Here is a 22,883-nt window from a genome sequence, read left to right as displayed (position 1 = left end):
CCATGACGTACAGCGGACAGGTGACGGTCGGCGGGCCCGCCGACGTGCACGAGCTCAAGGACCTGATGATCACCAAGATCGCGGTCGGCCCGATGGACAACAACGCCTATCTGCTGCGCTGCCGGGCCACCGACGAGCAACTGCTGATCGACGCCGCCAACGACGCGGACACCCTGCTGGGCACGATCGGTGACGACGGCATCGCGTCCGTCGTCACCACCCACCAGCACGGCGACCACTGGCAGGCGCTCGCGGCGGTCGTCGCGGCCACCCACGCGCGTACGTACGCGGGCCGGGACGACGCCGACGGCATCCCCGTCCCCACCGACGTGCTGGTCGACGACGGCGACGTCATCCGCGTGGGGCACGTCGAGTTGACCGCGCGCCACCTGGTCGGCCACACGCCAGGCTCGATCGCCCTCGTCTACGACGACCCGCACGGACATCCCCATGTGTTCACCGGGGACTGCCTGTTCCCGGGAGGCGTGGGCAACACCCGCAAGGATCCCGAGGCGTTCGCCAGCCTGATCCACGACGTCGAGACGAAGCTCTTCGACGTGCTGCCGGACGAGACCTGGGTGTACCCGGGACACGGGAACGACACCACGCTGGGGGCGGAGCGGCCGCAGTTGCCGGAGTGGCGCGCACGGGGGTGGTGAACTCCTGGACATGCGCCCCGCGCATGCCCCTTCGCACGCGCCCCGTGTGAACTCTTCACACACGCCGGTGTCACACACGCGCTCCCGGCGCACATGGTTGCGCAGTCAACTGGAAGCAGCCCCGCACAGGATGACGGCTCCTGCGCGGTATGGGCCGCCGGTCTTTCATCCCCGCCCTCGACCGGCGGCCCGGCACCCTGTCTGGAAACAGTTCACAAAAATGCAACACCCGTTCCCAATATGCGGACTATTGCCGTCGTGACCTCGACAAACGGGACAGTGGACTGTCACTCTCCCGCCATGCACCCTGCCCCCCGCGCACTGCGCAGCGCCGTCGCCGCGGCATCCATTGCCCTGCTCGCCACCGCCGTCGGCTGTGCTCCGCAGCCTGACGACGACGCGACCGCCCAGGCCTCGGGGTCGACCGGAACCACCTGCGCCCCGGGCAAGCTGGCCACCCAGACCTCCGGCAAGCTGACGATCGCGACCGACGAGCCGGCGTACGAGCCATGGTTCAAGGACGACAAGCCCGCGAACGGCAAGGGCTTCGAGTCGGCGGTCGCGTACGCGGTGGCGAAGCAGCTCGGCTACGACAAGAGCGCCGTCGTCTGGCAGAGCGTCCCCTTCAACAAGGCCTTCGCGCCCGGGGAGAAGACCTTCGACTTCGACATCAACCAGGTGTCGATCAGCGCCGAGCGCAGGAAGGCCGTGGACTTCTCCTCCGGCTATTACGACGTGCGCCAGGCCGTCATCGCGCTCAAGGGCACCAAGGCCGCCAAGGCGACGAGCATCGCGGACCTGAAGGGCCTCAAGCTGGGCGCCCAGGTCGGCACCACGAGCCTCGACTACATCGAGGACGTGGTGCAGCCGACGCAGCAGGCCGCCGCGTACGCCAAGAACGACCAGGCCAAGTCCGCGCTGGAGAACAAGCAGGTGGACGCCATCGTCGTCGACCTTCCGACCGCCTTCTACATCACTGCGGCCGAGGTGACGGACGGCACGATCGTCGGGCAGTTCGAGAACCAGGGCGGCACGCCGGAGCAGTTCGGCCTCGTGCTCGACAAGGGCAGTGCCCTCACCTCCTGCGTGACCGGCGCCGTGGACGCCCTGCGCAAGAACGGCACGCTCGCCGAGCTGGAGCAGGAGTGGCTGTCGGACGCCGTCGACGCACCGGTGCTCAAGTGACGCTCACGAAGGACGAGGCCGGCCAGGAAGGCGCCGCCGGTGGCTCCTACGCGCCGTCGCAGCGGCGGATCGAGCGGGAGCGTCTCAAGCGCACCCGCGCCCGCCGCGCGACGGCGATCGCCGCGGTCTCGACGCTGGTCACCGCCGTCGTCCTCTACCTGGTCGTCGTCAACGCGCCGGGCTGGCCGCGCACCAAGGAGACGTTCTTCAGCGGGCAGTACGCGCGCGAGGCGTTCCCCAAGGTCCTCGAAGGGCTGTGGCTGAACGTCCGGCTGCTGCTGATCTGCGGTGTCGCCGTGCTGGTGCTCGGCATGCTGATCGCCATCGCGCGCACACTGCGCGGCCCGGTCTTCTTCCCGCTGCGCTTCCTGGCCGCCGCCTACACGGACTTCTTCCGCGGGCTTCCGCTCATCATCAACCTCATGATCGTCGTCCTGGGGGTCCCGGCGCTGCGGCTCCAGGGGGTCACGGTCGACCCGGTGCTGCTGGGCGGTACGGCCCTCACGTTGACGTATTCGGCGTACGTGGCCGAGGTGTTCCGCGCCGGCATCGAGTCGGTGCACCCCTCGCAGCGCGCCGCGGCCCGTTCGCTCGGGCTCTCCAACCGGCAGGCCCTGCGGTACGTGGTGCTGCCACAGGCGGTGCGCCGCCAGGTGCCGCCCCTGCTGAACGACCTGGTGTCCCTCCAGAAGGACACCGGTCTCGTGTCGATCGGGGGCGCGATCGACGCCGTACGGGCCGCCGACATCATCGTCGGCCGGAGCCTCAACTACACGCCGTACATCGTCGCGGGCCTGGTGTTCGTGGCGCTGACCATCCCGATGACCCGCTTCACGGACTGGGTGACGGCACGGATGGACCGTCAGCGGGCCCAGGGAGGTACCACATGAGCGACGCACCGGTGCTGCGGATGGAGTCCGTCCGCAAGACCTTCGGCGACACGGTCGTGCTGCGGGACGTCGACCTGGAGGTCGCCCCGCACACGGTGACCGCGCTGATCGGTGCCTCCGGCTCCGGCAAGTCGACCCTGCTGCGCTGCGCCAACCTCCTGGAGGAGATCGACGACGGCGCCATCTGGCTGGACGGCGAGGAGATCACCGATCCGCGCGCCGACCAGGACGCGGTGCGGCGCCGTATCGGCGTGGTCTTCCAGGCGTACAACCTCTTTCCGCACATGACGGTGCTGGAGAACATCACGCTGGCCCCGCGCCGGGTGCACGGGGTGGCCCGCGCGGAGGCCGAGGAGCACGCCCGTGAGCTCCTGGAGCGGCTCGGGCTGGCCGGCAGGGCCGGCGAGTACCCGGACCGGCTCAGCGGTGGTCAGCAGCAGCGGGTGGCGATCGTGCGCGCCCTCGCCGTACGTCCGCGTCTGTTGCTGCTCGACGAGATCACCGCGGCCCTCGACCCGGAGTTGGTGGGCGAGGTCCTGAACGTCGTGCGCGACCTGAAGGGCGACGGGATGACCATGATGCTGGCCACGCACGAGATGGGCTTCGCGCGCGAGGTCGCCGACCAGGTGTGTTTTCTGGGCTCGGGTGTGGTGTTGGAGCGCGGGACCGCCGCGCAGATCTTCGGCGACCCGCAGCAGGAGCGCACCCAGCGCTTCCTGCGGCGGATCGTGGAGGCGGGGCGGTTGTAAGGGGTGCTCGTCATTGCGAGCGGGTCTTACAGCCCCCTACGCCTCGGCCCGTGCCGGTCCCACCAGTGCCGCGACCCGCTCCACGCCGAACACGTATCCCTGCACCCCGCATCCTGCGATGACCCCGTCCGCCCGCAGCGAGACGTAGGAGTGGTGCCGGAAGGACTCGCGCCGGTGGATGTTGGAGATGTGCACCTCCAGCACCGGCAGCCCGTCACAGGTGTTGAGCGCGTCCAGGATCGCGACCGACGTGTGCGAGTAGGCGCCGGGGTTGATGACGATCCCGCAGTGGTTCAGCCGCGCCTCGTGGATCCAGTCGACCAGTTCGCCTTCGTGGTTGGACTGCCGGAAGTCCACGGTGCCGCCGTGCGCGGCCGCCGCCTTGGCGCACAGGGCCTCGACGTCGGCGAGGGTGTCCTTGCCGTAGATCTCCGGCTGCCGCTGGCCCAGCAGGTTCAGGTTGGGGCCGTTGAGGACCATGATCGGGGCGTTGGCCAGGGTGCGGGGCACGGTTCCTCCGGTCGGTGACAGCGGGCTGCTCGGACCCGGTTTATCACGGTGCGCCGCGCGCGGTGCGGCCCGTAGCCTCCGGGCATGACGACGATCTCGTACCCGCCCAAGCCCGTACCCGGCGACCGGATAGCCGTCATCTCCCCCGGCGCAGGCCTGCCGGGGCTCTTCCCGCGCCCCTACGAGCTCGGGCTCGAGCGGCTGCGCAAGGAGTACGGGTTGGAGCCGGTCGAGTATCCGTCGACCCGCAGGATGGGCTCGACGCCCCAGGAGCGTGCCGCCGACATCCATGCCGCGTTCGCCGACCCGAGCGTCAAGGCGGTCATGGCGTCCATCGGCGGTGACGACCAGATCACCGTACTGCCGTACCTGGACCGGGAGTTGATCCGGGCGAACCCGAAGCCGTTCTTCGGGATGAGCGACAACACCAACCTGCTCGCCTATCTGTACAACACCGGCATCGTCGGCTACCACGGCGCGACCGTGATGACCGCGCTCGGACGGCCGGTCGCCATGAGCGCGCTGACCGCCGACTCCCTGCGTGCGGCCCTGTTCACTTCGGGCGCGTACGAACTGACTCCCGCCGCCCACTGGCGGGACGTCGACCGTGACTGGGCGGACCCCGCCACCTTCGGCTCCGAACCGGAGACCCGTCCTGGCAACGGCTGGACCTGGGTGAACCCCGACCGGGTGGTGGAGGGCCGGGCCTGGGGCGGTTGCCTGGAGATCCTGGGCTGGCTGCTGATGGCCGACCGCGAGATCGCGCGTGACCTGAGTCGGTACGACGGCGGAGTGCTGCTCCTGGAGACCTCGGAGGAGATGCCGAGCGACGTCGAGGTCTTCCGCACCCTGCGCAACATGGGCGAGCGCGGGCTCCTCCAGCGGTTCTCCGCACTGCTGTGGGGCCGCCCCAAGACGTGGTCCTTCGAGCGCCCCAACAGCCCGGAGGAGGCGGAGCGTTACGCCGCCGACCAGCGCGAGGCCGTACTGAGGGCCATGCGCAGCTATGCCCCGCACACCACCGTCGTCTTCGATGTGGACTACGGCCACACCGATCCCCAACTCGTCATCCCCTACGGCGGTCTCGTGCGCGTCGACGGTCCCGCCCGGCGCATCACCGTCACGTACTGATCAGGCCGAGCCTGCTCCGGACCGACCCGCTACGGGTTGACCGCCAGTTCGAGGTAGGCCGCGAAAATGACCAGGTGGACGCCGCCCTGGAGCGGTGTGGCCCGCCCCGGAACCACCGTCAGGGAGCTCACCACCACCGTCAGGGCCAGCAGCACCATGTGGGTGGAGCCGAGGCCGAGGACGAGCGGGCCGGAGAGCCAGACGGACGCGAGGGCGACCGCGGGGATGGTCAGGCCGATGCTGGCCATGGCGGAGCCGAGGGCGAGGTTGAGGCTGGTCTGCACGCGGTCGCGGCGCGCGGAGCGCAGGGCGGCGATGGTTTCGGGGAGTAGTACCAGCAGAGCGATGATCACGCCGACGGCGGCATGCGGGAGACCTGCCCTGGCCACCCCGGACTCGATGGTCGGCGAGACGCCCTTGGCCAGACCGACCACCCCGATCAGGGCTAGGCCCAGCAGGCCCAGACTGATGAGTGCGGCGCGGGCGGTGGGCGCGTCGGCGTGGTCCTCGGAGGTGATCACCTCGCCCTGGCGGGTGATCGGGAGGAAGTAGTCGCGGTGCCGGACGGTCTGGGTCGCCACGAACAGGCCGTACAGGATCAGCGAGGACAGCGCGGCGAAGGTCAGCTGGGTGGTGGAGAACTCCGGGCCGGGCTTGCTCGTCGTGAACGTCGGCAGCACCAGGCTCAGCGTGGCCAGGGTCGCGACCGTGGCGAGGGCGGCTCCGGTGCCCTCGGGGTTGAAGACCGCGGTGCCGTGGCGCAGTGAGGCCACGAGGAGGCTGATACCGACGATGCCGTTGCAGGTGATCATCACGGCCGCGAAGACCGTGTCCCTGGCCAGGGTCGAACTCTTGTCACCGCCGTCCGCCATCAGGGTGACGATCAGGGCCACCTCGATGATCGTGACGGCGACGGCTAGGACGAGCGAGCCGAACGGTTCGCCGACCCGGTGGGCGACCACCTCGGCGTGGTGCACGGCGGCCAGCACGGCCCCGGCGAGCACCAGGGTCACGAGCGCGACGACCGCTGCGGGCAGATCGCGGCCCCAGGTGAACGCCAGCAGGACGACCGCGAGCACCGGCACGACGGACGTCCAGCTCGCGGTGAGCGACCTGAGCCGAGCGATCATGCTGCGATCGTCGCAGAGGCCGCCCGGCACCGCACCGCGCCGGGGCTACTTGATTTCACCCGACTCCAGGACGTCGCAGTTGGTGTAGACGCGCTCGCCGATGCTCAGCGCTCCCACCTGCTCCGCGAGTTTGGTCGTCTCCGGGTCCTCGCTGTTGCGCATGGCCTCGTCGTACGAGTCGAACTCGAGCACCGCCAGATAGTGGTTGGGCTTGTCCCGGTCCTTCAGGAGCATGCTGTGGGTCGGGCCGCCCGTCCGGCCGGCGCTGCGCTGCCCCGCCTCCTGCAGCACCTGCCGCATCTCCTCCAGGCGCTCGGTCTCGAAGCCGATGATCTGCACGAACGTCATGGGTGTCTCCAGCCGGCCACGGCGCCCCCGAGCCGGGGGACGCGCACTGGAACCAAACAAGCACCGGGAGCGGTACCCGGCAATTCGCCGCACATCGCTCCCGGTGGTGATATTTCCTATGTCGGCCGTGGTCAGGCCTCGATGCTGTCCTTCGGAGCGCCTTCGTCCTCCGCCTGCGCCGCCTCGGCCGCCGCCTGCTTCCTGGTGGCCATCAGACTGGTGATCGTGGTGACGATCAGGACCGAGCAGATCACCCCGAGCGAGACCGGGATGCTGATCTCGGGGACATGGACCCCCGACTCGTGCAGGGCGTGCAGCACCAGCTTGACGCCGATGAAGCCCAGGATGATCGACAGGCCGTAGCTGAGGTGGACCAGCTTCTTCAGCAGGCCGCCGATGAGGAAGTACAGCTGGCGCAGACCCATCAGGGCGAAGGCGTTGGCGGTGAAGACGATGTACGGGTCCTGGGTCAGGCCGAAGATCGCGGGGATCGAGTCGAGCGCGAAGAGCACGTCGGTAGAGCCGATGGCAAGCATCACGACCAGCATCGGGGTCATGACCCGCTTGCCGTTCTCCACGATCCACAGCTTGGTGCCGTGATAGCGGTCCGCCACACCGAACCTGCGCTCGACGGCCTTGAGCAGCTTGTTCTCCTCGAACTCCTCTTCCTCCTCGTCCGCCCGGGCCTCCTGGATGAGCTTCCAGGCGGTCCAGATGAGGAAGGCACCGAAGATGTAGAACACCCAGGCGAAGCTGGCGATGATCGCAGCGCCGGCGGCGATGAAGATCGCGCGCAGCACCAGGGCTATGAGGACCCCGACGAGAAGCACCCGCTGCTGGTACTGCGAGGGCACCGCGAACTTCGCCATGATCAGGACGAAGACGAAGAGGTTGTCCACGCTCAGGGACTTCTCGGTGATGAAGCCCGCGAAGAACTCTCCGCCGGCCTGGCCCCCGCCGAAGACGAGCAGACCGAGCCCGAAGAGGCCGGCCAGGGCGATCCAGACAACCGTCCAGATGCCCGCTTCCTTGAGGGACACGTCGTGCGGCTTGCGGCCGATGAAGAAATCGACCGCGATGAGGGCGGCGAGGCCCACGATCGTCAGGACCCACAGGGTCATGGAAACGTCCACAGTTCCTCCGGCAATACGTAACGGCAAGTAACCAGCGTCGTCGCGCTGCCGGAGGTCTCTTCCACCCACGGTGGGCCGGCGCCCCGGGATCAGGCCTGATCCGTATTGACGGGTACGCCGCAGTCGACAGGGAGTACTCCCCTCCGTGCCATCAACCGTACCCAACCACCAAGGAAAGGTAAAGCGATTGGCAAAAGAAAGGTCAAAATCCCTGATGGGCGTCCTTTACGTGCACTTGGTGCGCGCCTGGGCGACCTGGTTCAGGACCTGCTGGAGCACCTGGCTGCCGGGTGGGAGGAGCGCGGGCTCGTAGGTCCAGGCATGCCCGACCCACGGGTCGGCGAGGTGGTCGTCGGGCACGGGAGTCAGCCGCATGAGCGAGCGCCACAGAGGGTCGAGGAGGGGGCCGTAGGCGGAGGCCTCCTCACGGTCCGCGACCATCATCAGGTGGACGCCGACGGACGGCCCCTCGTCCGCGAGGTAACGCAGCTGGGTGACGGCCCGGTCGTCGAAGCCGTGCGGGAAGTCGTTGACGATCAGGAGCTGTTCGGAGGTGTCGAGGCCGGGCGGGAGGGAATCGGCCGCGCCGCCGCGCACCGCCATCTGCACGAGGTCGACGCGCTCGGTGAGACGGGCCAGGACGTCCGCCACGCCCGCGGCGCCGACGGCGGGCGGGGCCGCGAGCACGCCGGTCCCCACCAGCGGGGCGAGCGCCTGCGCCCCCGAGCCGGCCGGGTCGATGACGTGCAGGGTGTAGTCCCCGGCGGGATGGACGGCGAGGAGCCGGGCCGCGAGCGCCACGGCCGTGTCCATGGCGAGGCGGTGCAGTTCGTGGGCGTCGAGGAACGAGCCGTCGAGCGATCCGGCGGCTCCGCTGTCGATCCACAGACCGCGTTCCAGCGGCAGTCGGACCAGCATCGGGATGCGCAGCTCGGCGCACTCGGGCAGATGCAGGTCGCCCAGGCGCACGGCCATGGGCACCTCGAACGGCACCCGGTAGCCGTGCCAGACGGGGTTGTCCCAGCGGGCGTACGCCGGCGGCAGGGCGGGTTCGACGACCTCGGACTCGGCCGTGAGCTGGCCGAGATCGCGGTCGTAGGCCGCGCGGGCCAGTTCGACGAGCTGGGTGTACTTGGCGCGGGCGGCCTCACGTGCGGCCTCGCCCTGTCCGCCGATCCGGTTGCGCGGGTCGGCGAGGGCGGCGTCCAGCTCCTTCTCCATGCGGGAGTCGGCGAAGTCGACGGCACTGCGGTACGCGGCCGTGGAGCGGGCCAGGTCCTCGAACATGCCCCACACCTGGTTGTAGAGCCGCTCCTCCATGGACCAGCCGGTCGCGTCCCCGGCGACGGGCCGCGAGGGCTGCCCCGGCTGGGCGGGGGGCGCGGCAGGCGGAGGGGGCGGCGGGGCGGTGTTCTGCCGTCGGGGGTGGCTGTAGTCGATGGGACCGCCCACGGTGGGCGGCTGGGCGGTGGTGTCCGCGGGTCCCTGGACATACCCGGGCTGCGAGGCGCCGGTCACGGGGGTGCCCTGCGTGCCGTAGGGAGAGGCGGGCTGCGGTGTGCCGGCGGCCGGGCCGCCCTGCGGGGACATCGGCTGCGGTGGGGTGCCGGGTGACTGGGTGCCGTACGGCGACGGCGGCTGCTGCTGCGGTACGGCACCGGGGGCGCCCTGGGCCGCGGGCGAGCCCTGGTCCGGGCCCGGCGTCGGCGTGGCCGTCTGCCGGGGGCGGTCGCCGTCCGCCGTGAGCGGCGGTGGCATCGGCACCGCGCGGGACAGGCCCCGGGCCACCGCCTCGTGGATGTCCTGGGCGAGCTGCCGGGCCTGGGACAGGCCCTGGTCGGCGAGGAGTTCGGAGAGGCCGCCCGCATAGCCCTGCCCCACGGCGCGCACCTTCCAGGCGCCCTGGCGGCGGTAGAGCTCCAGCGCGACGACCGCGGACTCGGCGTCCAGTCCGGTGATGGTGTAGCCGGCGAGTTCGGTGCCGTCCAGGCCCGTGACCGCGACGAAGGGGGCGGCGACGGCGCCGAAGCGCACGGGGCCGCCCGCCGCGGGCAGCGCGAGCAGCACATGGACCCGGTGGACGGACTCGGGCACCGCGCCCAGATCGACCGCGAGGCGGTGGTCGGCGGCCGCCTGCCGGGAGACCTCCAGACCCGGCAGAGTGGGCGCGCCCGGATGGACGACCCACTCCACGCCGTGCACTGTGCCGTGCTCGTCGCCGAGCGTGGCCCCGGCCACGACCGGCGTACCGGCCGCGATCCGGATCTCGAGTCGGGCCTGGGAGAGCGGATGGTTCTGCCCCCGCACCAGCTCGGCCGTCATCGCCTTCTCCCCCTGTGACGTGGTGTCGGTCGGTGCCGCTCGGCGGGCCGGCTACAGGTGCGGCAGGATCGCCGGCATCAGGTCCTGGAAGGTCCGGCCGTTGGCCGGGGTGCCGAGGGCCGTCATCGTCCAGCCCGCGCCCGTCCGGTGCACCTTCGCCATGATCTGGGCGGTGTAGGCGCCGCCGCCGGCGAGGGTGTAGCGGGCCAGCTCCTGGCCGTTGGTCTCGTCGACCAGGCGGCAGAAGGCGTCCTGGACCTCCTGGAAGGTCTGGCCCGTGAAGGAGTTCACGGTGAAGACGATCTGGTCGACGTGGACCGGGACGCGGGCCAGGTCGACGAGGATCGCCTCGTCGTCCCCGCCCTGCCCGACGCCGCCGACGAGGTTGTCACCGGTGTGCTTGACCGAGCCGTCGTCGCTCACCAGGTGGCGGAAGAAGACGACGTCGACGGGCTGCTTGTCCGCGAACAGGACAGCGGAGGCGTCGAGGTCGATCTCCCGCGTGCGCGAGCCGAACAGGCCGCGCCGGGGAGCCGCCTGCCAGCCGAGGCCCATGCGCACCGCGGTCAGGCTGCCTCCGTCGCTCTTCTGCAGACTGATGGCCTGACCCTTGGTCATGTTGACGGTCACGCGCCGAACCCCTCTCGCTGCTGTCCCCTGTTGCCGCGGCCCCCGCGGTTGTCCAGAACCCTACGCAGGGCCGCTGACGGTGACGCACCCTGAAGCGCACTTTGTGTCGGTCTTGCAACACAGCGCGATGCGGTCAGGCCAGGCCCGCCTCCTTCATCTGGCGGAGCTCCTTCTTCATCTCGGAGACCTCGTCGCGCAGCCGGGCCGCGATCTCGAACTGGAGGTCGGCGGCGGCGGCACGCATGCGTGCCGTCATCTCCTCGATCTGCCCGGCGAGTTCGGCCGCGGGACGGTCGGTCGGGACGGTCTCCTTGCCCTTGCCCTTGGCGGCCTTGGTACCGGCCGCCTTGCCACCGAGGGCGGGCACGGGCGCCTTGGCCGCCTTGCCGTCCTTGCCCTTGCGGTAGCCGGAACCGAGCAGCTGCTCGGTGTCCACGTCCTCGCGGGCGATCTGCGCGACGATGTCGTTGATCTTCTTGCGCAGCGGCTGGGGGTCGATGCCCCGCTCCTTGTTGTACGCGACCTGCTTCTCCCGGCGGCGGTTGGTCTCGTCGATGGCCTTCTCCATCGCCGGGGTGATCTTGTCGGCGTACATGTGGACCTGACCGGAGACGTTGCGCGCGGCGCGGCCGATGGTCTGGATCAGGGAGGTGCCGGAGCGCAGGAAGCCCTCCTTGTCGGCGTCGAGGATGGCCACCAGGGACACCTCGGGCAGGTCGAGGCCCTCCCTCAGGAGGTTGATGCCGACCAGGACGTCGAACTCCCCGGAGCGCAGCTCGCGCAGCAGCTCCACGCGGCGCAGGGTGTCGACGTCACTGTGCAGATAGCGGACCTGGATGCCGAGCTCCAGGAAGTAGTCGGTGAGGTCCTCGGCCATCTTCTTGGTGAGCGTGGTGACCAGGACACGCTCGTCCTTCTCGGTGCGGGTGCGGATCTCGTGCACCAGGTCGTCGATCTGGCCCTCGGTGGGCTTGACGACGACCTCGGGGTCGATCAGGCCGGTGGGGCGGATGATCTGCTCGACGACGCCGTCCCCGCGCGAGAGCTCGTACTTGCCGGGGGTCGCCGACAGGTAGACGGTCTGGCCGATGCGCTCCGTGAACTCCTCCCACTTCAGGGGGCGGTTGTCCAGGGCCGACGGGAGGCGGAAGCCGTGGTCGACGAGGGTGCGCTTGCGGGAGGCGTCGCCCTCGTACATCGCGCCGATCTGGGGCACGGTCACGTGCGACTCGTCGATGACGAGGAGGAAGTCGTCCGGGAAGTAGTCGATCAGGGTGTGCGGCGGGGAACCGGGCGAGCGGCCGTCGAAGTGCATCGAGTAGTTCTCGACGCCCGAGCAGGAGCCGATCTGGCGGAGCATCTCCAGGTCGTACGTCGTGCGCATCCTCAGGCGCTGGGCCTCCAGGAGCTTGCCCTGCTTCTCGAGCTCGGACAGGCGCTCCCCGAGCTCCTTCTCGATGTCGTTGACGGCCCGCTCCATGCGCTCGGGTCCCGCGACGTAGTGCGAGGCAGGGAAGACGTACAGATGGTCGTCGTCGCTGATGATCTCGCCGGTGAGCGGGTGGAGCGTGGACAGTGCCTCGATCTCGTCGCCGAACATCTCGATGCGGACGGCGAGTTCCTCGTAGACCGGGAAGATCTCGATGGTGTCGCCGCGGACCCGGAAGGTGCCCCGGGTGAAGGCCAGGTCGTTGCGCGTGTACTGGATGTCGACGAAGCGGCGCAGCAGCTGGTCGCGGTCGATCTCGTCGCCGACCTTGAGCGCCACCATGCGGTCCACGTACTCCTGCGGGGTACCGAGGCCGTAGATGCAGGAGACCGAGGCGACCACGATGACGTCGCGGCGGGTGAGCAGCGAGTTGGTCGCCGAGTGGCGCAGGCGCTCGACCTCCTCGTTGATCGAGGAGTCCTTCTCGATGTAGGTGTCCGACTGCGGGACGTAGGCCTCGGGCTGGTAGTAGTCGTAGTACGAGACGAAGTACTCGACGGCGTTGTTCGGCAGGAGCTCGCGGAACTCGTTCGCCAGCTGGGCGGCCAGCGTCTTGTTCGGGGCCATCACCAGGGTGGGCCGCTGGAGCTTCTCGATCATCCAGGCGGTGGTGGCGGACTTTCCGGTGCCGGTCGCGCCGAGCAGGACGACGTCCTTCTCACCTGCCTCGATGCGCTTGGCCAGCTCGGCGATCGCCGCCGGCTGGTCGCCGCTGGGCTGGTAGGAGCTGACGACCTCGAAAGGCGCCACCGTACGTTCGATGTGGGAAACGGGCCGCATGGTGTCCACCGTACGACTCCCCACTGACAACGCGGCCCGATCAGGGGTTCCGGGCGCCCGCGGCCATGGTCGGTCAGCGGTTCTGCGGGGTGCGGACGTCGTGGTGGGTCACGTCCCGGTCGGGGCGGAGCGAGGGGCGCCGGGCGGGCGGGTGGTCGACGAGTTCGCGGGCCGGGACGCCGGGCTTGTGCTCGGCGGGCGACCAGACGGGCTTGCCCATGACCATCAGCGGATCGAACAGCACGACGACGCCCGCGAGCAGCAGGAAGGACAGCGGGCCGACCATCATCGGCGCGAGCAGGGAGGCGGGCGAGTCACCGGAGACGGGGGCGGACGTGCCGTGCAGATGGACGCTGAGGGCGGCCATGCCGGTGTAGTGCATGCCCGTGACGGCCAGGCCCATGATCAGGCTCGCGCCCACGCTCCACAGGAACCCTCTGACCTGGCCGGCGGCCCACAGGGCGGCGGTGGCGGCGACGACGGCTATGACCACGGAGATCGCGACGGTGACCGTGTTGTACTCCAGCTGCCCGTTCAGGCGCATGCCGGCCATGCCCAGGTAGTGCATCGAGGCGATGCCCAGGCCGGTGACGGCACCGCCGGTCATCAGGGGCGTTCCGGTCGCGCCCCGGTAGCCGACGATGAAGACCCCGATGCCCACCATGACGATGGCGACGCCCAGGCTCGCGAAGGTGATGGCCCTGTCGTAGTGGATCGGCGCCTCCCGGACCTGGAACCCCATCATCGCGACGAAGTGCATGGTCCAGATGCCGGAGCCGATCGCCGCCGAGCCGAGGGCCAGCCAGCCGGGTCGCCAGGACCGGCTGACCAGCATGGATCTGGTGGTGCAGCGCAGGCCGAGGGCACCGCCGAGGCAGGCCATGAGGTAGGCCACCAGCGGTGTGACGAGTCCGTAGCTGAATCCGTCGACCGTGCCTTGCATGCGCGGTTGCCCTTCCGCCCTCTTACGTCCTGGAATTCCCTGAAATGTGCCCCTCCCCGGCACCGCGCGAGCGGTCAGGGTCGAGGCAGAGAGTATGACCGCCACCGGAATGGTCGAACGCTTTTCCGGCAAAGAAACACGCCCTTGCCCCAGTTGTGCGGCACCGGTGAGCGGACTTGGAACACACCCATTCAGGATGTGTCCATTCTGCACCCCGGTGCCGTTGACGCGGTGCTGTCACAGTTGTGCTGTACGTGATCGCTCGACGCGAGGAGTACGTATGCACGCGCGCGCCGTGACCGCCCTGACCACCGCGCTCCTGGGGACCGTCGCCCTCCTGCTTCCCGCAACCGACGTCCGGGCCGTCGAGGACGGCACGCCACCGGTGGTCATCGCCCACCGGGCCGGCTCCGCCTACGCCCCCGAGAACACCCTGGCCGCCGTCGACAAGGCCGCCCGGCTCGGCGCCCTCTGGCTCGAGAACGATGTCCAGCAGACCAGGGACGGCGAACTCGTCGTCCTGCACGACGACAACCTCCGACGCACCACCGACGTGGAACAGGTCTTCCCCGGCCGGGCGCCCTGGAAGGTGAAGGACTTCACCGCTGCGGAGATCGCGCGCCTGGACGCGGGCGGCTGGTTCGGCGCCGCCTACGCGGGCGCGCGCGTGCCGACGCTGGAGCAGTATGTGCGCCGCGTCGATCTTCACCATCAGAAGCTGCTTCTCGAACTCAAGAACCCGGAGCTGTACCCGGGCATCGAGCGGGAGACCCTCAAGCTCCTCGGGAACGAGGGGTGGCTCGACCGGGAGCACCGCAGCCGGCTGATCGTGCAGAGCTTCAGCGCGGACAGTCTGCGGACCGTCCACGATCTCGAGCCCGCCGTGAAGACCGGCTTCCTCGGAACGCCTTCCGTGAGGGACCTGCCCGCGTACGCGGCCTTCGCCGACCAGATCAACCCGTCGTACACCTCCGTCTCCAGGGCCTATGTCGCCGCGGTGCATGCCTTCACCGGTCCGCACGACAAGCCTCTGGAGGTGTTCACCTGGACCGTCGACACCGCGGACGCCGCACGCAGGGTCGCCGGGTACGGCGTCGACGGCATCATCACCGACAAGCCGGACGTGGTGCGGGACGCACTGCGCGAGTAGCGGGCTGTTCGCGCAGGTCGCCGGGTGTTGTCAGTGGCGCATCGTACGGTGGTCGCATGAACAGCGATGGGCAGGACGCGCAGCGGATCGTGTGGACCGTCGTCGGCACGGACATCGGCCCGCTGCTGCTGGCCGCGACCGGCGAGGGTCTGGTCAACGTGGTCTTCCACGCCACCGACGCGGTCCGCGTCAAGGCGCTGGAGCGGCTCGCGTCCCGGCTGGGCACCGAGCCCGTCGAGGCGCCCGGCTCTCCGCTGCTGGCCGAGGCGATACGCCAGGTCGAGGCGTACTTCGCGGGCGAGCGGCACGACTTCGAGCTGCCCCTGGACTGGTCGCTGATCTCGGGATTCAACCGGCAGGTGCTGCGCGAGCTGGCGTCCGGCGTGCGGTTCGGCCAGGTCGTCGGGTACGGCGATCTGGCCGGGCGGGTCGGCCAGCCGGGTGCCGCGCAGGCCGTGGGGGTGGCCATGGGCTCCAACCCGCTGCCGGTCGTCGTGCCCTGCCACCGGGTCGTCGAGAGCCACGGCGGCATCGGCGGGTTCGGCGGCGGTCTGGAGACCAAGCGGAAGCTGCTCGCGCTGGAGGGCGTACTGCCGGAGCCTCTGTTCTGACGTGACCGGCTGCCCTTGGTGAAGGGCCGGGCGCGACGGCCCGGCCGGAAGGCCCACGCGGTAGCGGGCTCCGCCGTGCGCCCAGTCACCGGCATCTGGGGGCTGGGAGCCGAAGGGACGGCGATCGGACAACCAGAGATGATGGCGATCCCGCACGGCCTTGCGCACATCACCAAGGCGGTCAACGCGGCGGTCATCCCACTGGAGGACGAACCGCGCGGCTACGACGCCGAGTTCGACCAGGGCGCCAGCCGCGAGTACGTGCTCGACCCGCACGGGCGCTGAACGGCGTACGGCCGTCTGAAGCATCGCGCGCGAGGTCAGTCGTAGTGGCGTGCCTCGAACACGTTTCCGTCCGGGTCGCGGAAGTAGAAGCTGCGCCGGGCCATTCCGCGGGCGCCGAAGGAGTCGTGGGAGAAGTCCGAGACGGGCACGGACTGTTCCTCGAGGCGGGCGCGGAGAGTCTCGAAATCGTCGGCGGGCAGGGCCAGGCAGACATGATTGACGGGGTGTCCCGCGCTCTCCGCGGCGCCGGGGACCATTTTCATGCCGTCCGCCAGGGTGAGCGGCATGAGGTCGAAGACGGTCTCGTCGTGAGCCGTACGGAGGGGAAGGACACCGCCCCGCAGCGAAGTCGGTGAGCCTCACGGGCTCCATGCCCAGGGTCTTCTCGTAGAAGTCGGCCGATGCCACCGGGTCGCGCACCCAGAGGACGACATGGTCAAGACGTGTCGAGTTGTCCGTCATGCACCCCAGGCTGGTGTCGTCCTCCACAGCCCGCAAGGGTTTGACCGGACGCGCCGCCCGCCAGACATGAGGGAAGACCGATCGACAGGAGGCAGGGCCCGTGGTGCTGGTGGTGTCCGAAGAGGTGCGCGAGGCGATCGACGCGCGTCGACCCGTGGTGGCCCTGGAGTCCACGATCATCGCGCACGGGCTGCCGCGTCCGCGCAATCTGCAGGTGGCGCTGGAGCTGGAGGACGTCGTTCGGCAGGAGGGGGCCGTACCGGCGACGATCGCCGTACTGGACGGGCGCCCCCGGGTCGGCCTGGACAAGGAGCAGGTGGAGCGGGTCGCCAACGAGGACGGGATCCGCAAGCTGGGCCACCGGGATCTGCCGCTCGCGGTGGCCGCGGGGGTGAGCGGGGCGACCACCGTGTCGGCGACGGCGCAGCTGGCGGCCCTGGCCGGCGTGGAGGTGTTCGCGACGGGCGGACTCGGCGGGGTGCACCGGGAGTGGACGACGACCCAGGACGAGTCGGCCGACCTCGGCCTGCTGGCGCGCACCGCGATCACCGTGGTGTGCGCGGGCGTGAAGTCCATCCTGGACGTGCCCGCGACGCTCCAGCGACTGGAGACGCTGGGAGTCGCGGTCGCCGGGTATGGCACGGACCGCTTCCCCGGCTTCTATCTGTCCGACTCCGGCCACCCCGTGGAGTGGCGGCTGGACTCCCCCGAGCAGGTGGCGGGGGTCATGCGGGCGCGGCAGGCGCTGGGCGCGCCCGGCTCCGCGCTGATCGTGGCCAATCCCGTGCCCGAGGAGGAGCAACTGGATCCCGGGTTGCACGCGCGTGTGCTCGCGGAAGCGCTCCAGGCCTGCGAGGAGGCGGGAGTCACCGGCCAGGGGGTCACGCCGTTCCTGCTGGGCTACCTGGTGCGGCACACCGACGGCGCCTCCCTGAGCGCCAACCTGGCGGCGGTGCGGGGCAATGTGCGGCTGGCGGCCCGGATCGCGGCTGCCCGGGCCGGGGCGTGACGACGGACGGGCACGGTGCCGCCGCGGCCGTCCGGGGCGGTGCCCTCCTGGTCGTCGGGGACGTCATCACGGACGTCGTCGCCCGGCATCGGGGACCCCTCGCCGCCGGTACGGACACCGCTGCCGCGATCCGTACGGTGCCGGGCGGAGCGGGGGCGAACGTGGCCTGCTGGGCCGCCCGAGGGGGCGGTGCGGAGGTACGGCTGCTGGGGCGGGTGGGCGCGGACGCGGCCGCGTGGCACGAGCGGGAGCTGGCCGCCTGCGGAGTACGGCCGCAGCTGGTCGTCGATCCGCAGGCGCCGACCGGGACGGTGATCTGCCTCGTGGACACGGGGGAGGCCGGCGAGCGGACGTTCCTCACCGACAGCGGCGCGTCACTGCGGCTGGAGCCGGACGACTGGTCGGACACCTTGCTCGACGGCGTGGCGAGGCTGCATCTGTCGGGCTATCTCCTGTTCTCGGAGCCGAGCCGGGCGCTGGTGGCGGTGGCCCTGGAGTCGGCACACGCGCGTGGTGTTCCGGTGAGCGTCGACCCGGCGTCGGCGGGCTTCCTCCGGGAGCTGGGCGTGAATCGTTTCCTCTCGCTGGTCGAGGGGGTGGACGTTCTGCTGCCGAGCCGGGACGAGGCGTGCCTGCTCACCGGGTTGCCCGATGTGGCGGACGCGGCGGCCAAGTTGAGCCGCCACGTACCGCTGGTGGTGGCCAAGCAGGGGGCGCGGGGAGCCCTGATCGCCCGCTCGGGCACCGTGTACGCCCGCGTGCCCGCCGTAGCCGCGACGCCCCGGGACACCACCGGGGCGGGTGACGCCTTCACCGGCGCGTTTCTCACGGCCCTGCTGGCGGGCGCGGCACCCGAGGACGCGGCGACGGAAGGATGCCGGGCGGGCGCGCTGGCGGTCGAGCGGGTGGGCGGAAGGCCGCCGGTGCCGGACTGACGGCCGGTCGCAAGCACTCCGACTGGACGGTCGCAAGCGCTCCGACCGGACGAGATCGCCGGCCGTCACGCACACGCGTCACGCACACCCGGGGCGGCCGTGGACGGCGGGCGCTTCTCCGGGCTCCCGACCGGCCACCGGCGCCCCGGCTTCCGCTCCCCTGCCACTGCTACGCCTTGCGCCCCCATGCCGAGATCAGCGGGGCCGTGGCCAGGTCCATGGTGCCGGTGGCGACGTTGGCGAGGTGGCGGTCGATGTCCTCGTCCGTGGCGAGGCCCGCCGTGACCAGCCGGCCGCGGATCTGGCGGATCGTGGCGGACTCGAGGGCGGCGCAGGCCGTCGAGGCGAGCGGGAAGTAGGCGTCGGCGGCGACCTGACGCAGACCGGCCTCGCGGAGCAGGCGCGGGAGGGTGCGGCCGTAGGAGAGGTCGGCACCGCGGTCGGCGAGCAGCCGGCGAAAGCCCTGGCGCAGCCGGTTCGCCAGTTGCTGTTCGGGGCCGTACTCGTCGGGGCAGGCCAGAGGTTGCAGGGCGGGGTCGCCGTCCTCCAGCAGGAGCCGGCCGCCGGGACGGAGGGAGTTGATCATCGACTGCAGGGCCCGTTCCCGGTCCGGCACATGGACCAGGACGAGCCGGGCGTGCACCAGGTCGAAGCCCTCCCCGGGGGGCTCCTCGGCGCTCACGTCGTGGACCAGCACGTCCACCGGCGGGCGGGCGACCGCTGTGAGAAGCGTGGCGTCGATGTCCGTCGCGACGACCTTTCCGGTCGGGCCGACCTTCTTCGCAAGCCAGGACACCACGGACGTGCCGCCCGCGCCGACCTCCCAGCAGCGCCAGCCGGATCCGATGCCGAATCCTTCGATGTGCCGGAAGGTGGTGGGGTCGAAGAGGGTGGCGAAGGCGTCGAAGCGCTCCCTCGCCTCCGCCTGCTGGTTGTCGAGGAGATACCCGTCGGGTCGTGTCATGGCGCGATGATCCCAGTCGTCGGGCGGTCCGAAGCGGACGACGCGATTCCTACGAAGACAGATACGAAGACAGAGATGCTGTCCGTCGGTCGGGCGACCGGCACCGAAGCCGGTGCGGACCGGTTTTCCACAGGCGGGAACCAAGCGGAACCTCCCCTGTCCACAGGCTCACCCGGCGCTTGCGCCGACCTGGCAAACTGGCGCGCCAGGACGCAGAAACGCGTCGCACGGAGATCCACGCGAGGAGATCCAGATGTCCATGGCAGGGAATCTGCGAAAGGTCACGAGCCTCGGCAGGGTCGGCGGCCTGCGCAAGGTGGCCCGGCTGGCCCGGCGGCGCCCGCGCGTCGACCTGAGCCACCACGCCCGCTCCCCGCTGGGCACCTCGGTCGTCAACTGCGTGACCTACAAGGAGGGGGCCCGCGTCCCGGTCGACGGTGATCTGGTCGACACCGTGGAGCGGGTGCGCAGCAGCCGCGACGGTTTCGTCTGGCTCGGCCTGCACGAACCGTCGGACCATGAGTTCGAGGGCATCGCGGACCTCTTCGACCTGCACCCGCTGGCCGTCGAGGACGCGGTCGAGGCCCATCAGCGCCCGAAGGTGGAGCGCTACGGCGAGACGCTGTTCGCGGTGTTCAAGACGGTCTGCTACGTCGAGCACGAAGAACTCACGGCGACGAGCGAGGTGGTCAACACCGGCGAGATCATGGTGTTCGTCGGCGAGGACTTCGTGATCACGGTGCGGCACGGCAGCCACGGGTCGCTGGGCCCGCTGCGCGAGGAGCTGGAGTCCGACCCGGGACAGCTCGCCAAGGGGCCGGCCGCGGTGCTGCACGCGATCGCGGACCATGTGGTCGACGACTACCTGGACGTCACCGATTCCATACAGTCGGACATCGACCTGGTCGAGACGGCGGTCTTCGCGGACAACGGCGCGCGGGTCGACCCGGGCCACATCTACCAGCTCAAGCGTGAACTCCTGGAGCTGAAGCGGGCAGTGGCACCGCTCAGCCGCCCGCTGGAGGAGCTCTCCACCCGGCCGATCCAGGTCGTCGCCCCGGAGATACAGGCGTACTTCCGCGATGTCTCCGACCATCTGCTGCGCGCCAAGGAGCAGATCGCCGCCTTCGACGAACTGCTCAACTCGATCCTTCAGGCCCACCTCGCGCAGGTGACGGTCGCGCAGAACGAGGACATGCGGAAGATCACGGCCTGGGCCGCGGTGATCGCCGTGCCGACGATGGTCTGCGGCGTGTACGGCATGAACTTCGACCACATGCCCGAGCTGCACTGGACGTTCGGCTACCCGTTGGTCATGGGCGTGATAGTTGTCGCCTGCGGTGTGCTGTACCGCGGCTTCCGGCGCAACGGCTGGCTGTGACCGGGCCCGTCCGCGGGAAGGGTCAGTGGGGGGTGGAGGAGCGCGCGTAGACGCTCTCGGCCCAGCCGGCGATCTGCTCGTCCGTCAGGTGCCGGGCCAGGTCGGACTCGCTGATCATGCCCACCAGGCGCTTGTTCTCGATGACGGGGAGCCTGCGGATCCGGTGCGCCTGCATCTCGTGCAGAACGTCGGTGACGTCGGCGCCCGCGTCGATCCAGCGGGGCGTGCCCTGGGCCATCTCACCGGCGGTGACCTCGGCCGGGTCGCGGCCCACGGCCACACAGCCGATGACGATGTCGCGGTCGGTGAGGATGCCGCAGAGGCGTTCGTTCGCGTCGCTGATGGGCAGGGCTCCGACGCCGAGTTCACGCATCAGCTGGGCGGCGCGGTCGAGGGTCTCGTGGGCGGGGATCCACTGGGCCCCCCGGTGCATGATGTCTCCGGCGGTGGTCATGGAGTACCTCCCGGTGCCGGACGGCCGGCGCGGCGCGGACGGCACCGCAAGTCCCGGCGCCCTACATTCTCGCCGCGCCACCGGGGGCCCGCACCCGGAACCCGCGGTGCCGGCGGCCGGGCCCGGGCAGCGACGCCACCGTGCCCCGATCGGCCGGGTCAGCCGTTCCACGCCGGGTGGCGGGGGTCGTCGGCGCGGACCAGGACGTCGGCCGTGCCGGCCGGGTCGGTCTCGTCGGCGTAGCGCTCGTAGGCGGGAAGGGTCCAGTGGTCGGGCTCGGGAGTACGGCGACGGAGGGCGCCCTCGGAGAGGAGGACGTGGACGGTCAGGTCGAAGGGGAACCAGTGGCGCAGCAGCAGGGGGCCGTGGAGCAACAGGACGCCACCGGGCGGGAGATGGACGTAGGGACTGCGCGTGGCGCGGTCGGTGACCGGGTCCCACAGGTCGGGCAGGACTCGGCCGTCGCCGCCGGGTTCGAGGGGGCCGAAGACCTCGCGCCACAGGGCGCCGGTGTCGAACCAGCCGTCGTAGTAGGCCTCCAGGTCGTGGTGGCCGTATTCCAGGCGGAGGGAGGCGGGGCGCAGGAAGCCCTCCATGCCGACGACGAGCGAAGGCCGGCCACGTATCCGCAGGGCCTCACCGATCCGTTGGGCGAGTTCGCCCGGGCGGGCTGCCGGGGCACCGTCGAGGGCGACGCGGGGCCAGGGGCTGCCGTCGGCCGGCTTCAGGTCGAGGAGTCGGTCGGCCAGCCGCTCACCGAGCCGGTCCCAGGTGATCGCTTCGAGTCGCACACGGCCATGATGCGTCAGCCGACGTCGAGGACGCGGTGCGCGCGGGTGGCGGAGAGGGGTGTGGTCGGGGAATGAACCCCTCATGACAGGCCTCGCGACTCCCCCGAACCGTGGCGGACTTGTCGTCGTCCAGCCGTTGCGGAGGCGGCACTGTGCGGAGTGCCGAGGCGGGCCGTTGCCACTGCTCGTCGTGGAGGGCGGGGCGCCGCGGTGTCTCGACTGCGCCGACCTCGGGCACCTGGTGTTCCTGCCGCGTGGGGACACGGCGCTCACACGTCGGTCGCGGGAGGAGAGCGCGCTGTCGGCGGTCGTCGTGCGGTTCAACCGGCGCAAGGGGCGTTACGAGCGGCAGGGTGTCCTCGTCGAGGAGGCGGGGCTGGCACGGGCCGAGGAGCGATGCCTTGCCGACGCGGAGGCACGACGGAGACAGCGGGTACGGGACGCGCGGCGGCGGGCCGTGGAGGATGTGCGGTTCGCGGAGGCGTTAGCCGCGGAGATAGCGCGGCTGTTTCCGGGGTGTCCGGAGGAGCGGGCGCGGGCCATCGCCTCGCATGCGTCCCTGCGAGGCAGTGGGCGGGTGGGGCGGAGTGCGGCGGGGCGGGCCCTGTCGGAGGGGGCGGTGGTGTCGGCGGTGGTGGCGTCCGTACGGCATGTGGACACGCCGTATGACGCGTTGCTGATGGACGGGGTCGCACGGCACGAGGCGCGGCGGCGGATCTCGGGGCGGGTGGAGTCGGTACTGAGGAGGTGGCGGGGGCTGGGGACGGTGGTGCGGGAGGAGGCGGGCTGACGCTCCCGACCCCGACCCTTTCGACATCGCCCGACGGAAACTCCCTCTCCCATCCGCTGCGCCCCGGCGACCTGAAACTCGACACCCACCCCCCTCACAGGATGGACGGTCGCTTATGGGGGTGCGCGCAATGGCCATGGTCGGAGGGGTGG

23 protein-coding genes and 1 pseudogene are annotated in these 22,883 nt (G+C 70.6%); 12 read left to right on the top strand and 12 right to left on the bottom strand.

Features of this window, described 5'->3' with window-relative positions; genetic code table 11:
* Positions 1 to 2: 2 nt before the first annotated feature.
* From ACZ39I_RS05360 to ACZ39I_RS05345, 4 genes are all read left to right on the top strand, one after another.
* Positions 3 to 659: an MBL fold metallo-hydrolase gene (locus ACZ39I_RS05360; protein ID WP_467242921.1), complete on the top strand. Its 657-nt coding sequence runs from the start codon at positions 3 to 5 to the stop codon at positions 657 to 659.
* A gap of 300 nt (positions 660 to 959) precedes the next feature.
* A complete protein-coding gene (locus ACZ39I_RS05355) occupies positions 960 to 1,844 on the top strand; it encodes an ABC transporter substrate-binding protein (protein ID WP_467242920.1) in 885 nt (294 codons plus the stop codon).
* On the top strand, positions 1,841 to 2,734 hold the full coding sequence (locus ACZ39I_RS05350; RefSeq protein ID WP_467242919.1) for an amino acid ABC transporter permease: 894 nt from the start codon (positions 1,841 to 1,843) through the stop codon (positions 2,732 to 2,734). The genes ACZ39I_RS05355 and ACZ39I_RS05350 overlap by 4 nt, the downstream gene beginning before the upstream one ends.
* On the top strand, positions 2,731 to 3,483 hold the full coding sequence (locus ACZ39I_RS05345; RefSeq protein ID WP_467242918.1) for an amino acid ABC transporter ATP-binding protein: 753 nt from the start codon (positions 2,731 to 2,733) through the stop codon (positions 3,481 to 3,483). Before ACZ39I_RS05350 ends, ACZ39I_RS05345 begins: the two co-directional genes overlap by 4 nt.
* Positions 3,484 to 3,519: 36 nt before the next feature.
* On the opposite strand, the gene aroQ is transcribed toward ACZ39I_RS05345, so the two are convergent.
* Positions 3,520 to 3,993, bottom strand: coding sequence for a type II 3-dehydroquinate dehydratase (aroQ, locus tag ACZ39I_RS05340; RefSeq protein WP_467242917.1), 474 nt, complete (start codon positions 3,991 to 3,993; stop codon positions 3,520 to 3,522).
* Positions 3,994 to 4,077: 84 nt separating this feature from the next.
* Here aroQ and ACZ39I_RS05335 point away from each other — a divergent pair, with 84 nt between their 5' ends.
* On the top strand, positions 4,078 to 5,124 hold the full coding sequence (locus tag ACZ39I_RS05335; protein WP_467242916.1) for a S66 family peptidase: 1,047 nt from the start codon (positions 4,078 to 4,080) through the stop codon (positions 5,122 to 5,124).
* A gap of 29 nt (positions 5,125 to 5,153) precedes the next feature.
* Here the strand turns inward: ACZ39I_RS05335 and ACZ39I_RS05330 are convergent, their stop codons facing one another.
* From ACZ39I_RS05330 to ACZ39I_RS05300, 7 genes are all read right to left on the bottom strand, one after another.
* Positions 5,154 to 6,254, bottom strand: a complete 1,101-nt coding sequence (locus ACZ39I_RS05330) for a calcium:cation antiporter (RefSeq protein ID WP_467242915.1) — start codon at positions 6,252 to 6,254, stop codon at positions 5,154 to 5,156.
* Between the two features lie 45 nt (positions 6,255 to 6,299).
* Entirely contained in the window at positions 6,300 to 6,602 is a 303-nt protein-coding gene (locus ACZ39I_RS05325; RefSeq protein WP_467242914.1) for a hypothetical protein, read from the bottom strand.
* 131 nt (positions 6,603 to 6,733) lie between these two features.
* The gene (locus ACZ39I_RS05320; protein ID WP_467242913.1) at positions 6,734 to 7,735 is read right to left on the bottom strand and encodes a TerC/Alx family metal homeostasis membrane protein; all 1,002 of its coding nucleotides are present in this window, start codon (positions 7,733 to 7,735) and stop codon (positions 6,734 to 6,736) included.
* 225 nt (positions 7,736 to 7,960) lie between these two features.
* Positions 7,961 to 10,057 (bottom strand): TerD family protein, encoded by a 2,097-nt coding sequence (locus ACZ39I_RS05315; protein ID WP_467242912.1) that lies wholly within the window; start codon positions 10,055 to 10,057, stop codon positions 7,961 to 7,963.
* A 51-nt stretch (positions 10,058 to 10,108) separates the two neighbouring features.
* Positions 10,109 to 10,687 (bottom strand): TerD family protein, encoded by a 579-nt coding sequence (locus ACZ39I_RS05310; protein ID WP_403657651.1) that lies wholly within the window; start codon positions 10,685 to 10,687, stop codon positions 10,109 to 10,111.
* 133 nt (positions 10,688 to 10,820) lie between these two features.
* Positions 10,821 to 12,956 carry an excinuclease ABC subunit UvrB gene (gene uvrB, locus ACZ39I_RS05305; protein ID WP_467242911.1) on the bottom strand — a complete coding sequence of 712 codons (2,136 nt, stop codon included), beginning with the start codon at positions 12,954 to 12,956 and terminating at the stop codon, positions 10,821 to 10,823.
* Between the two features lie 73 nt (positions 12,957 to 13,029).
* The gene (locus ACZ39I_RS05300; RefSeq protein ID WP_467242910.1) at positions 13,030 to 13,899 is read right to left on the bottom strand and encodes an MHYT domain-containing protein; all 870 of its coding nucleotides are present in this window, start codon (positions 13,897 to 13,899) and stop codon (positions 13,030 to 13,032) included.
* 280 nt (positions 13,900 to 14,179) lie between these two features.
* Here ACZ39I_RS05300 and ACZ39I_RS05295 point away from each other — a divergent pair, with 280 nt between their 5' ends.
* From ACZ39I_RS05295 to ACZ39I_RS05285, 3 genes are all read left to right on the top strand, one after another.
* Complete coding sequence (locus ACZ39I_RS05295; protein ID WP_467242909.1) at positions 14,180 to 15,049, top strand: glycerophosphodiester phosphodiesterase; 870 nt, start codon at positions 14,180 to 14,182, stop codon at positions 15,047 to 15,049.
* A 56-nt stretch (positions 15,050 to 15,105) separates the two neighbouring features.
* Positions 15,106 to 15,660 carry a methylated-DNA--[protein]-cysteine S-methyltransferase gene (locus ACZ39I_RS05290; protein ID WP_467242908.1) on the top strand — a complete coding sequence of 185 codons (555 nt, stop codon included), beginning with the start codon at positions 15,106 to 15,108 and terminating at the stop codon, positions 15,658 to 15,660.
* A gap of 75 nt (positions 15,661 to 15,735) precedes the next feature.
* Positions 15,736 to 15,945, top strand: a complete 210-nt coding sequence (locus tag ACZ39I_RS05285) for a hypothetical protein (protein WP_467242907.1) — start codon at positions 15,736 to 15,738, stop codon at positions 15,943 to 15,945.
* A gap of 35 nt (positions 15,946 to 15,980) precedes the next feature.
* Here the strand turns inward: ACZ39I_RS05285 and ACZ39I_RS05280 are convergent.
* Positions 15,981 to 16,407 (bottom strand): annotated as a pseudogene (locus tag ACZ39I_RS05280) (VOC family protein).
* Positions 16,408 to 16,507: 100 nt separating this feature from the next.
* On the opposite strand from ACZ39I_RS05280, the gene ACZ39I_RS05275 reads away from it, so the two are divergent.
* On the top strand, positions 16,508 to 17,416 hold the full coding sequence (locus ACZ39I_RS05275; protein ID WP_467242906.1) for a pseudouridine-5'-phosphate glycosidase: 909 nt from the start codon (positions 16,508 to 16,510) through the stop codon (positions 17,414 to 17,416).
* Complete coding sequence (locus ACZ39I_RS05270) at positions 17,413 to 18,351, top strand: carbohydrate kinase family protein (protein WP_467242905.1); 939 nt, start codon at positions 17,413 to 17,415, stop codon at positions 18,349 to 18,351. The genes ACZ39I_RS05275 and ACZ39I_RS05270 overlap by 4 nt, the downstream gene beginning before the upstream one ends.
* A gap of 169 nt (positions 18,352 to 18,520) precedes the next feature.
* Here the strand turns inward: ACZ39I_RS05270 and ACZ39I_RS05265 are convergent, their stop codons facing one another.
* Entirely contained in the window at positions 18,521 to 19,315 is a 795-nt protein-coding gene (locus ACZ39I_RS05265; RefSeq protein WP_467242904.1) for a methyltransferase domain-containing protein, read from the bottom strand.
* A gap of 253 nt (positions 19,316 to 19,568) precedes the next feature.
* On the opposite strand from ACZ39I_RS05265, the gene ACZ39I_RS05260 reads away from it, so the two are divergent.
* Positions 19,569 to 20,696 carry a magnesium and cobalt transport protein CorA gene (locus ACZ39I_RS05260; protein ID WP_467242903.1) on the top strand — a complete coding sequence of 376 codons (1,128 nt, stop codon included), beginning with the start codon at positions 19,569 to 19,571 and terminating at the stop codon, positions 20,694 to 20,696.
* A gap of 22 nt (positions 20,697 to 20,718) precedes the next feature.
* Here ACZ39I_RS05260 and ACZ39I_RS05255 read toward each other — a convergent pair whose 3' ends face one another.
* Both ACZ39I_RS05255 and ACZ39I_RS05250 read right to left on the bottom strand, forming a co-directional pair.
* The gene (locus tag ACZ39I_RS05255) at positions 20,719 to 21,150 is read right to left on the bottom strand and encodes a CBS domain-containing protein (RefSeq protein ID WP_467242902.1); all 432 of its coding nucleotides are present in this window, start codon (positions 21,148 to 21,150) and stop codon (positions 20,719 to 20,721) included.
* Between the two features lie 158 nt (positions 21,151 to 21,308).
* On the bottom strand, positions 21,309 to 21,941 hold the full coding sequence (locus ACZ39I_RS05250; protein WP_467242901.1) for a nucleoside/nucleotide kinase family protein: 633 nt from the start codon (positions 21,939 to 21,941) through the stop codon (positions 21,309 to 21,311).
* An 82-nt stretch (positions 21,942 to 22,023) separates the two neighbouring features.
* On the opposite strand from ACZ39I_RS05250, the gene ACZ39I_RS05245 reads away from it, so the two are divergent.
* Positions 22,024 to 22,731 carry a DUF2293 domain-containing protein gene (locus tag ACZ39I_RS05245; protein ID WP_467242900.1) on the top strand — a complete coding sequence of 236 codons (708 nt, stop codon included), beginning with the start codon at positions 22,024 to 22,026 and terminating at the stop codon, positions 22,729 to 22,731.
* The last annotated feature ends 152 nt before the right edge of the window (positions 22,732 to 22,883 follow it).

Source organism: Streptomyces sp. NPDC024687 (genome assembly GCF_055559055.1).
This window is presented reverse-complemented; position numbering and strand designations above follow the sequence as displayed.

Excerpts from the sequence above, each read along its gene's own strand:
- ACZ39I_RS05360 (WP_467242921.1), top strand. The coding sequence starts at position 3 with ATGACGTACAGCGGACAGGTGACGGTCGGCGGGCCCGCCGACGTGCAC.
- ACZ39I_RS05355 (WP_467242920.1), top strand. The coding sequence starts at position 960 with ATGCACCCTGCCCCCCGCGCACTGCGCAGCGCCGTCGCCGCGGCATCC.
- ACZ39I_RS05345 (WP_467242918.1), top strand. The coding sequence starts at position 2,731 with ATGAGCGACGCACCGGTGCTGCGGATGGAGTCCGTCCGCAAGACCTTC.
- ACZ39I_RS05335 (WP_467242916.1), top strand. The coding sequence starts at position 4,078 with ATGACGACGATCTCGTACCCGCCCAAGCCCGTACCCGGCGACCGGATA.
- ACZ39I_RS05330 (WP_467242915.1), bottom strand. The coding sequence starts at position 6,254 with ATGATCGCTCGGCTCAGGTCGCTCACCGCGAGCTGGACGTCCGTCGTG.
- ACZ39I_RS05325 (WP_467242914.1), bottom strand. The coding sequence starts at position 6,602 with ATGACGTTCGTGCAGATCATCGGCTTCGAGACCGAGCGCCTGGAGGAG.
- ACZ39I_RS05315 (WP_467242912.1), bottom strand. The coding sequence starts at position 10,057 with ATGACGGCCGAGCTGGTGCGGGGGCAGAACCATCCGCTCTCCCAGGCC.
- uvrB (WP_467242911.1), bottom strand. The coding sequence starts at position 12,956 with ATGCGGCCCGTTTCCCACATCGAACGTACGGTGGCGCCTTTCGAGGTC.
- ACZ39I_RS05300 (WP_467242910.1), bottom strand. The coding sequence starts at position 13,899 with ATGCAAGGCACGGTCGACGGATTCAGCTACGGACTCGTCACACCGCTG.
- ACZ39I_RS05295 (WP_467242909.1), top strand. The coding sequence starts at position 14,180 with ATGCACGCGCGCGCCGTGACCGCCCTGACCACCGCGCTCCTGGGGACC.
- ACZ39I_RS05290 (WP_467242908.1), top strand. The coding sequence starts at position 15,106 with ATGAACAGCGATGGGCAGGACGCGCAGCGGATCGTGTGGACCGTCGTC.
- ACZ39I_RS05265 (WP_467242904.1), bottom strand. The coding sequence starts at position 19,315 with ATGACACGACCCGACGGGTATCTCCTCGACAACCAGCAGGCGGAGGCG.
- ACZ39I_RS05260 (WP_467242903.1), top strand. The coding sequence starts at position 19,569 with ATGTCCATGGCAGGGAATCTGCGAAAGGTCACGAGCCTCGGCAGGGTC.
- ACZ39I_RS05255 (WP_467242902.1), bottom strand. The coding sequence starts at position 21,150 with ATGACCACCGCCGGAGACATCATGCACCGGGGGGCCCAGTGGATCCCC.
- ACZ39I_RS05245 (WP_467242900.1), top strand. The coding sequence starts at position 22,024 with ATGACAGGCCTCGCGACTCCCCCGAACCGTGGCGGACTTGTCGTCGTC.